12 protein-coding genes are annotated in these 8,287 nt (G+C 60.4%); 7 read left to right on the top strand and 5 right to left on the bottom strand.

Annotated features, from left to right (window positions below):
* The 4 genes from HX846_RS18595 to HX846_RS18580 all read left to right on the top strand — a co-directional run.
* A partial coding sequence (locus HX846_RS18595) for a gamma-glutamyltransferase (protein WP_178965866.1) occupies nucleotides 1-816 on the top strand: 816 nt, incomplete at its 5' end.
* A gap of 23 nt (nucleotides 817-839) precedes the next feature.
* On the top strand, nucleotides 840-1,562 hold the full coding sequence (locus HX846_RS18590; RefSeq protein ID WP_087693781.1) for a polyphenol oxidase family protein: 723 nt from the start codon (nucleotides 840-842) through the stop codon (nucleotides 1,560-1,562).
* Between the two features lie 159 nt (nucleotides 1,563-1,721).
* Entirely contained in the window at nucleotides 1,722-2,042 is a 321-nt protein-coding gene (locus HX846_RS18585; RefSeq protein ID WP_087693782.1) for a transcriptional regulator, read from the top strand.
* Complete coding sequence (locus HX846_RS18580; RefSeq protein WP_087693783.1) at nucleotides 2,029-2,343, top strand: DNA-binding transcriptional regulator; 315 nt, start codon at nucleotides 2,029-2,031, stop codon at nucleotides 2,341-2,343. Before HX846_RS18585 ends, HX846_RS18580 begins: the two co-directional genes overlap by 14 nt.
* Before the next feature lie 13 nt (nucleotides 2,344-2,356).
* Here HX846_RS18580 and ddlA read toward each other — a convergent pair whose 3' ends face one another.
* Genes ddlA through HX846_RS18560 form a run of 4 tightly spaced genes read right to left on the bottom strand, consistent with a single transcriptional unit; the run spans nucleotide 2,357 to nucleotide 4,951 of the window.
* Nucleotides 2,357-3,451 (bottom strand): D-alanine--D-alanine ligase, encoded by a 1,095-nt coding sequence (ddlA, locus tag HX846_RS18575; protein ID WP_063033162.1) that lies wholly within the window; start codon nucleotides 3,449-3,451, stop codon nucleotides 2,357-2,359.
* A 43-nt stretch (nucleotides 3,452-3,494) separates the two neighbouring features.
* Nucleotides 3,495-4,133 carry a LysE family transporter gene (locus tag HX846_RS18570; RefSeq protein WP_087693797.1) on the bottom strand — a complete coding sequence of 213 codons (639 nt, stop codon included), beginning with the start codon at nucleotides 4,131-4,133 and terminating at the stop codon, nucleotides 3,495-3,497.
* A 40-nt stretch (nucleotides 4,134-4,173) separates the two neighbouring features.
* Complete coding sequence (locus HX846_RS18565; protein WP_010177071.1) at nucleotides 4,174-4,389, bottom strand: helix-turn-helix transcriptional regulator; 216 nt, start codon at nucleotides 4,387-4,389, stop codon at nucleotides 4,174-4,176.
* Between the two features lie 7 nt (nucleotides 4,390-4,396).
* Nucleotides 4,397-4,951 carry a DUF2975 domain-containing protein gene (locus HX846_RS18560; protein ID WP_087693784.1) on the bottom strand — a complete coding sequence of 185 codons (555 nt, stop codon included), beginning with the start codon at nucleotides 4,949-4,951 and terminating at the stop codon, nucleotides 4,397-4,399.
* A gap of 202 nt (nucleotides 4,952-5,153) precedes the next feature.
* On the opposite strand from HX846_RS18560, the gene HX846_RS18555 reads away from it, so the two are divergent.
* The 3 genes from HX846_RS18555 to cmoB all read left to right on the top strand — a co-directional run bounded on the left by HX846_RS18555 (nucleotide 5,154) and on the right by cmoB (nucleotide 7,821).
* Nucleotides 5,154-5,957, top strand: coding sequence for an AraC family transcriptional regulator (locus HX846_RS18555; RefSeq protein WP_076014932.1), 804 nt, complete (start codon nucleotides 5,154-5,156; stop codon nucleotides 5,955-5,957).
* Between the two features lie 167 nt (nucleotides 5,958-6,124).
* A complete protein-coding gene (cmoA, locus tag HX846_RS18550) occupies nucleotides 6,125-6,868 on the top strand; it encodes a carboxy-S-adenosyl-L-methionine synthase CmoA (protein ID WP_003210418.1) in 744 nt (247 codons plus the stop codon).
* Complete coding sequence (cmoB, locus tag HX846_RS18545; RefSeq protein WP_178965865.1) at nucleotides 6,865-7,821, top strand: tRNA 5-methoxyuridine(34)/uridine 5-oxyacetic acid(34) synthase CmoB; 957 nt, start codon at nucleotides 6,865-6,867, stop codon at nucleotides 7,819-7,821. Before cmoA ends, cmoB begins: the two co-directional genes overlap by 4 nt.
* Nucleotides 7,822-7,959: 138 nt before the next feature.
* Here cmoB and HX846_RS18540 read toward each other — a convergent pair.
* Nucleotides 7,960-8,287 (bottom strand): nucleoside deaminase (locus HX846_RS18540; RefSeq protein ID WP_178965864.1); only part of this gene is annotated, 328 nt, incomplete at its 5' end.

Genomic DNA, 8,287 nt, shown 5'->3' with positions numbered 1-8,287 from the left:
GCAGGCCTGGAGCCGGTGCCCGAAGCGGTGCACCTGATCGCCGAGGCCGACCGCCTGGCCTACGCCGACCGCGCCCAGTACGTGGCCGATTCGGACTACGTGCCGGTGCCAGTTGCCGGACTGATCGCTCCGAATTACCTGGCCAGCCGCGCTGCGTTGATTGGTGAGCGCAGCATGGGCGTCGCCAAGCCGGGCAAGCCGGCCGGGATTGAAGTGGCCTATGCGCCGGATCGCTCGCCGCTGCGCATTTCCACCTCGCAAGTGGTGGCAGTGGATGACCTGGGTGGCGCGGTGTCGATGACCACTACGGTGGAAGCGGCGTTCGGTTCTCATGTGATGGTCCAGGGCTTTTTGCTGAATAACCAGATGACCGACTTCTCCTTCATCCCCGAAGAGAACGGCCAGCCGGTGGCCAACCGGATCGAGCCGGGCAAGCGCCCGCGTTCGTCCATGGCGCCGACCCTGGTGTTTGATCGTCAGAGCGGCGAGCTGGTGGCCACCGTTGGCTCGCCGGGCGGTTCGCAGATCATCGAATATGTGAGCAAATCCCTGGTGGCCATGCTCGACTGGAACCTCGACCCGCAAGCGGCCGTCGGCCTGCCCAACTTTGGCAGCCGCAACGGCGCGACCGAGCTGGAAGCCGGGTTGTTCAGCGCACCGTTGAAACAGGCGCTGAAGGACAAGGGCCACGCCCTGAGCGAAATCGACATGACCAGCGGCGCCCAGGCGATCGTCCGGGTGCGCGATGCGCAGGGCAAAGCGTCGTTGATCGGCGGGGCTGATCCACGCCGTGAAGGCGAAGCACTGGGGGATTAAGTTGACTCATTGGAGAGCTGCGCGTGCACAAGGCAAATAACCTCGGCGCCCTGATGGGCGTCGATCATGGATTTTGTTCGATTGACGATCCGTTGCGGCCTGACGAGGTGTTCATCTGCAAGCAGGTGCACAGCGCCACGACCATTGAATGGCGCCCGGAGCTCGCCGCCAATACGGTTGAAGCCGATGGGGTTTTCAGCCGGGATCTGCAGCCGATTGCGGTGATTACCGCCGACTGCCTGCCGCTGCTGATGGCCTCGGAGGACGGGGACTTTGTCGCGGCGATTCATGGCGGCTGGAAGGGACTGCAAGGCGGGATCATCGCCAATGCCATGCAACGGTTTACCGCCGAGGGTGTGGCGCTGGATCAGTTGCGGATTGCGATTGGGCCTTCGATCAAGCCTTGTTGTTATGAGGTGAGTGGCGAGTTTGTGGCGCAGTTGCAGGCGAGTCAGGGGCATTTGTGGCGGGATGGAAATGCGCCGTGGACGTTCGAGCAGCCGGGGCCTTTGTTGGCACCGGAGATTCAGCCGCCAGAACCCAGGCAGGCCTTGAGTGCGTGGTTTGATTTGAGCCGCTATGCGCTGATCTTGCTGGAGGCGGCAGGGATAAAACGTGAGCAGGTTGAGGTAAGCGAAGTGTGTACGTATTGCACCTCGCCGGCGTTTGCGAGTTATCGCAGAAGGACCCATGACAGTACGGAGAGGAAGACGTTGTTGTACTCGTGGGTTGCTCGCGCAGTGTAATGGGACGACGCCCACAGCTCTCTTAGCGATTAGCCTTAGAAAATCTGTGGGCTGTCATTTTTTGCGAAACAACGTTTCTTGAATCCCTCTCCATCCGCTGACATTTTCTGGCCCCGCCCCTTCTTGCCAGAGGCTACGTCAAAGACGTAGAATTTTTGCGTGTTAACGATCATCGAGTCACCATTATTCAGCAAGCTATGGCCCGATTACTGGACCGAAGAAGAACGGGGTATTTTTATGGCTTTTCTAGCCAACCACCCCGATTCAGGTACTGTCATTCCAGGTTCTGGTGGTTGCCGAAAAGTACGCTGGAGCTTGGAAGGCCGGGGCAAGAGCAGCTCAGTACGGATCATTTACACAACGCAATTGGCGTGCGGCGCACTAGTTGCCTTGCTGATTTATGGCAAAGGTGCCACCGAGAATATTCCCGCGCATGTCCTCTACAAAATCGCCAAGGAGATGAACCATGCCACTCACTGAGAAACAGCTGAAGGAACGTGACGCCAAGCGCAACATCGGCGAGGAATTGCTGGCTGCCGTTATCGACGTCAAGGAAGCGCGTCATGGTCACGTCCATCACGTCGAAATTACCCAAGCGGCTGAGGCGCGCAGCAAGACCGGGTTGTCACAGCCCAAGTTTGCCGAACTGCTGGGGGTCTCTGTACGAACGCTTCAAGAATGGGAGCAAGGGCGCCGTTCTCCTTCCGGCGCAGCACGTTCCTTGCTGCACATAGCAGCCATCAGGCCAGACGTTTTTCGAGAAGTCCTCAGTAACGCCTGATGGCGTTACTGGTCTACCGGCTAATCTTCAACCCCTTGCGCCCCGCATGCCGCTCCAGCGCCAGCTCGATCAAGCGGCTCACCAGCTCGCTGTAGCTCATGCCTGCCGCCTGCCACAACTTCGGGTACATGCTGATGCGGGTGAACCCAGGCAACGAGTTGATCTCGTTGATCAGCACCTCACCCTCATCCGTCAGAAACACATCCACCCGCGCCAGCCCGGCACAGCCCAGGGTTTCAAACGCTTCGATGGCCAACGCACGAATGCGCTCGCTGGCTTCAACACTGATGTCCGCCGGCACCACCACTTGGGCTGCCTGGTCATCGATGTATTTGCTGTCGTAGGAATAGAACCCGTCGCGCACCACGATCTCGCCACAGCCGCTGGCGATGGGGTTCTCGTTACCCAACACGGCACATTCAATTTCCCGGCCTTTTACCGCCGACTCCACCAGCACCTTCTCATCAAACCCAAGTGCCAGCTCTACAGCAGCGTGATATTCAGCCTCGCTGCCCACCTTGCTCACCCCCACGGACGAACCCTGGTTCGCCGGTTTCACGAACATCGGCAATCCGAGTTTCTGTTGGGCGTGTTCGAAGGTGGTACGCGCCGCATTCCTGCGGTTGAGGGTAATGAACGGCGTCACGGCAATCCCGGCATCGCGTAGCAGGCGTTTGCTGATGTCCTTGTCCATGCACACCGCCGAACCCAGCACATCGGAGCCGACAAACGGCAGGTCCGCCATGCGCAGCAGGCCTTGCAGGCAGCCGTCTTCGCCGAGGGTGCCGTGGACGATCGGGAAGATCACATCGACGTGTTCCAGCGAGGCCTGGCTGGCGGTTTCCACCAGTTGCTGGCTGGCCTTGCCCGGCACGACCGCCAGTTCACGATTGGATTGATTGAGGGCGATCAGCGCCGGGTTTTCTTCGTTGAGCAGGAAGCCCGAGGTGTCGTTGAGGTGCCAGTGGCCGGCCTTGTCGATGCCGATCAGGATCGGCTCGAAGCGCGAACGGTCCAGTGCATCGACGATGTTGCGCGCCGACTGCAGCGACACTTCATGCTCGGCCGAACGGCCACCAAAAATAATCCCTACCCGCAGCTTGCTCATGATCGGCCTCACGTTTGAAAGTAAGGCTTCTTACCATGAGCCGTCAGCGATTCGCTACCAGCGTGGCGCCGAACAGCACATAACAACCACCGGCAAACCGGTCCAGCCACTTGCGCGAGCGGCTGTAGGCGTTGGCCATCCGTTCACTGGAAAACACCAGTGCCACGCAGGTGTACCAGCTGAATGACAGCGTCGCCATGGTGATCACGGCCAGGGTCAGCAGCATCGGCGACGGTGATGGGGGCATGGTGGACGCAAAGATCGTCGCGACAAACAGCGCCGCCTTGGGGTTGGACAGGTTGCCCAATAAACCCAGGCGCCAGGCGGAAAACAACGAACGCCGAGGTTCGTCGGGCAACAGGTTCTGGGCCATGGCCGGTGCCGAGCGCCGGAACAGTTTCAACCCCAGGTAAATCAGGTAGCAGCCGCCGATGATCTTGAACGCGAGGTACAACATCGGCGCTGCGGTAAACAATGACTTGATCCCCAAGCCGCCGGCCAGGCCCCACATCACGGTGCCAGTGGCCACGCCAGCGGACGCCACTACGCCATGGCGACGTGAGCAACTGGCAGCCAACTGCGCGGTATTGAAAAAGTTCGGGCCTGGCGTCACGACCGCGACGGTCCAGAGCAAGGCCAGCGACAGAAGAGGCGCGGCGTACGGCAGGCTTGGGAAAAGCATCGGTTGATCCATCCTTCAGGGAATTAAAGATCCTTGCCGTTTACAGCTCAGGTTCGGGTTCATGCACCAGCAGGTCGCCCGGCTGACACTCCAGATACTTGCAGATTGCATCCAAGGTCGCCAGCCGTATGCCCTTGACCTTGCCTTGCTTGAGCAATGACAGGTTTTGTTCGGTGATACCAATGGCGGCGGCCAGGTCCTTGGACTTGACCTTGCGCCGGGCGAGCATAACGTCCAACTCAATCACAATAGACATGCTGTTCTCAAACAAACGTGCGGTTTTCAGAATCCACTTCACTGGCCTGCCACAGGATACGCGCGATCACCGAGATGCAGCCGGCGAGAAACAGCGCCACGATGCTGGGCGGGGTAAAACTCAAGGTGAGCAGCCGCTGGCCAACCGGCTCGTTCATCGTGACCCAGACACTGAGCAAGGGCTCACACAGAAAATCCAGCAACACCCACAGTGCCACGGCCCGGCCTACTTTACCCAAGTGCTGCGCGGCGGCGCTGGAAAAATACTCCCCACGAGCATAGTTCTGGAACAGCTGGCGCAAATGATTCAAACCGGACACCAGCGCCATCAAGGGAATGCTGGAGAGCAGGACGCCGCCCAGTGTCTGCCACCAAGGGAACGTCGCAACGATCTCCGCCCGTCCCTCGATCTGTTGACCACTCAGGGCGAAACCAAACCCGAACGAAGCGCTTTGCACCGGGTAAAGCCACGCAGCGGTATTGAGCAGCAGTATGGCGACGATCAACAACAGGGTAAGCAATGCCATGCGCTGGCTGAGCTGGGCAAGACGTTGGGAATTCATGGATAAGCCTCTGAGAAATTTGAGGCGGAAAAATAAACGATTAATTATCGTAAAACAATCATTTTTTAATGATTAGCGATACCTTAACGCAAAGCCGGTACTGCCCCCGAAATTTCAGCAGTGGCACAATCGTTCAAGACCGCAGCAGACAGCCCGGTCACACTGGGGTAACGTATTTGCGTCCCGACCTGCGACTGACACCATGATCAAACCCTCTCTCGACTGGCTGCACCGCGCGCCCCACGCCAGTGGCCTGGAGCGCATCGAGGCGTATTTTGCCGGGTTTGGCTTCGACCCTCATCGCCACGACACTTACGCCATCGGCCGCACCTTGTTCGGTGTGCAGAGCTTTCACTATCGCGGCGGCATGACACACAGCCTGCCGGGGCGGACCATGGTGATCCATCCCGATGAAGTGCATGACGGCTGGGCCGGCAGCGAGGAAGGTTTCAAATACCGGATGATTTACGTGGAGCCGGCGCTGATCCAGCAGGTGCTCGGCGGCAAGCCGTTACCGTTCATCCCCGGCGGATTGTCCAGCGACCCGTGGCTGTACCGCGCCAGTGAAGTGTTGCTGCAAAGCCTGGATTGCCCGATTGACCCGCTGCAGGAACAGGACGCGATGTTTGACCTGGCCCAGGCGCTGAATAACGCGTCGGGCATCACGGTCAATCGCAAGACCTTCGACTACCGGGCCGCCGAGCGCGCACGGGAATTTATCCACAGTGCCCTGGGCCGGCCGATTACCCTCGATGAAATGGCGGAATACGCCAACCGCGACCGCTGGGCGTTGTCGCGGGATTTTCGTTTGTTGTTCGGCACCAGCCCCTATCGCTACCTGACCATGCGCCGCCTGGACCTGGTGCGCAGCCTGCTGGGCCAGGGCCAGTCATTGGTAGATGCGGCACTGACCGCCGGCTTCACCGACCAGAGCCACATGACCCGCCAGTTCCGCAGCACTTTCGGCATGCCACCGTCGCGCTGGGTAAAGATGCTCGGGCGCTGAAATCCCGCCTTGAAATGCGATCAACCTGTAGGAGCTGGCTTGCCAGCGAAAAAACCCACAGTTGCCGCGTTCGTCCAGAAAGTCCGCGTCATCGTTAACGAACATCGCCGGCAAGCCAGCTCCTACGCTAAAATGCCCGGCTTTCCCCCTTCGTCGCCGGAACAGCCGTGAGCAAAGAACCCGATCGCCTATTCGCCCAGCCCCTGCCCCAGGTGCCGGACTTCGCCTTCAACGAAGACGTGGTGCGGGTTTTCCCGGACATGATCAAGCGCTCGGTGCCCGGCTACCCGACCATCGTCGAGAACCTTGGCGTACTCGCGGCGCAGTTCGCCCAGCCCAATAGCGTGCTCTACGACCTCGGTTCATCCCTCGGCGCGGTGACCCAGGCCTTGCGCCGTCACGTGCGCACCGACGGTTGCCGGGTGATCGCGGTGGATAACTCGGCGGCGATGGTCGAGCGTTGCCGCGAATACCTCAACGGCCAGGACTCGATGTTTCAGGAGTTGCTGCCGGTGGAGGTGATCGAGGGCGATATCCTCGCCCTGCAATTCCAGCCGGCGTCGGTGGTCGCGCTGAACTTCACCCTGCAATTTATCGCCCCCGAACAACGCCAGGCGTTGCTCTCGCGCATTCGCCAGTCGCTGCTACCGGGCGGCGCGCTGATCCTTTCGGAAAAGCTGCGCTTCAATGACCCCGAAGAACATGCGCTGCTCACCGACTTGCACATCGCCTTCAAGCGCGCCAACGGCTACAGCGAACTGGAAATCGCCCAGAAGCGCAGCGCCATCGAAAACGTCATGAAGCCCGACAGCCTCGAAGAACACCGCGAACGCCTGCTGGCGGCCGGATTCTCGAAAGTCGTGCCGTGGTTCCAGTGTCTTAACTTTGCCTCGTTGATTGCCTTGCCATGATTGATCTGTCTCCCCTCGCCCGCCACCTGGTCGGCACTCCCCTGGCCGTCTGGGCCCAGGGCCTGCAAGCGCAACTCGATGCGAAGATGGAAAAGGGTCATGGCGACCTGGAACGCTGGCAGAGCGCGCTGGATGCGCTGCCGAAGATCATGCCCAGTGAAATCGACCTGCTGAACGGCCTGGTGCTCGATACCGATTGCGACGACGACACCCGTGCGCAAATGCGTACTGCGCTGATGGGCCTTTGCCCGTGGCGCAAGGGGCCGTTCGATCTGTTCGGCGTGCACGTGGACACCGAATGGCGCTCGGACTGGAAATGGTCGCGGGTCGCTCCGCACCTGGACCTCAAGGGCAAACGCATCCTCGATGTGGGCTGCGGCAACGGCTATTACATGTGGCGCATGCTCGGCGCCGGCGCCGACAGTGTGATTGGCGTCGACCCGAACTGGTTGTTCTTCTGCCAGTTCCAGGCGGTGCAGCGTTATCTGCCGACGCCCAAGGCCTGGCACCTGCCGTTCCCGTTTGAAGACCTGCCGTCGAACATGGAAGGCTTCGACACGGTATTTTCCATGGGCGTGTTCTACCATCGCCGCTCGCCCATCGAGCATTTGCTGGCGCTGAAGGATTGCCTGGTCAAGGGTGGGGAGCTGGTGCTGGAGACGCTGGTGGTTGAAGGCGATCAGCAGCAAGTGCTGGTGCCGGAAGACCGCTACGCGCAGATGCGCAACGTTTGGTTCCTGCCGTCGGTGCCGGCGCTGATGCTGTGGCTGCGGCGTGCGGGCTTCAGTGATGTGCGCTGTGTGGATGTGAGCGTGACCACGGTCGAGGAACAGCGCGGCACGGCGTGGATGAAGTATCAGTCCCTCAGCGACTTCCTGGACCCTGAAGATCACAGCAAGACCATCGAAGGGCTGCCGGCGCCGATGCGGGCGGTGATTGTCGCGAAGAAATAAGACTGCTGTTGTGTTGAAGAAATAAGACTGCTGTTGTGGCGAGGGAGCTTGCTCCCGCTGGAGTGCGCAGCGCTCCCCAGATTTTGGGGCCGCTACGCAGCCCAGCGGGAGCAAGCTCCCTCGCCACAGGGTATCGCGTCAGCCTTTGGCTCTTCGCGCCTTGAAGAACTCGCTCAACACCGTCCCGCACTCCTCGGCCAACACCCCGCCCTCATACAGCACCCGATGGTTGAGAAAGCCCTGGGTAAAAAACTGCCCCTGGCTTTGCACAATCCCGGCTTTCGGCTCCAGCGCGCCGTACACCACCCGGGCAATCCGTGAATGCACGATCAGCCCGGCGCACATGCTGCACGGCTCCAGCGTGACGTAGAGCGTGCTGCCCGGCAGCCGGTAATTGCTGACAGCCTGAGCAGCGGCCCGAATCGCGACCATCTCGGCATGCGCACTGGGGTCGTTGCCGCTGATG

This window comes from Pseudomonas sp. K5002, assembly GCF_013386655.1.
GTDB lineage: Bacteria > Pseudomonadota > Gammaproteobacteria > Pseudomonadales > Pseudomonadaceae > Aquipseudomonas.
Note: the sequence above shows the minus strand (reverse complement) of the source record. Positions and strands in the feature narration are given on the sequence as shown.

What these genes read in the sequence shown, in the direction of transcription:
- HX846_RS18580 (WP_087693783.1), top strand. Translation starts at nt 2,029, where the DNA reads ATGCCACTCACTGAGAAACAGCTGAAGGAACGTGACGCCAAGCGCAAC.
- ddlA (WP_063033162.1), bottom strand. Translation starts at nt 3,451, where the DNA reads ATGAGCAAGCTGCGGGTAGGGATTATTTTTGGTGGCCGTTCGGCCGAG.
- HX846_RS18570 (WP_087693797.1), bottom strand. Translation starts at nt 4,133, where the DNA reads ATGCTTTTCCCAAGCCTGCCGTACGCCGCGCCTCTTCTGTCGCTGGCC.
- HX846_RS18565 (WP_010177071.1), bottom strand. Translation starts at nt 4,389, where the DNA reads ATGTCTATTGTGATTGAGTTGGACGTTATGCTCGCCCGGCGCAAGGTC.
- HX846_RS18560 (WP_087693784.1), bottom strand. Translation starts at nt 4,951, where the DNA reads ATGAATTCCCAACGTCTTGCCCAGCTCAGCCAGCGCATGGCATTGCTT.
- HX846_RS18555 (WP_076014932.1), top strand. Translation starts at nt 5,154, where the DNA reads ATGATCAAACCCTCTCTCGACTGGCTGCACCGCGCGCCCCACGCCAGT.
- cmoB (WP_178965865.1), top strand. Translation starts at nt 6,865, where the DNA reads ATGATTGATCTGTCTCCCCTCGCCCGCCACCTGGTCGGCACTCCCCTG.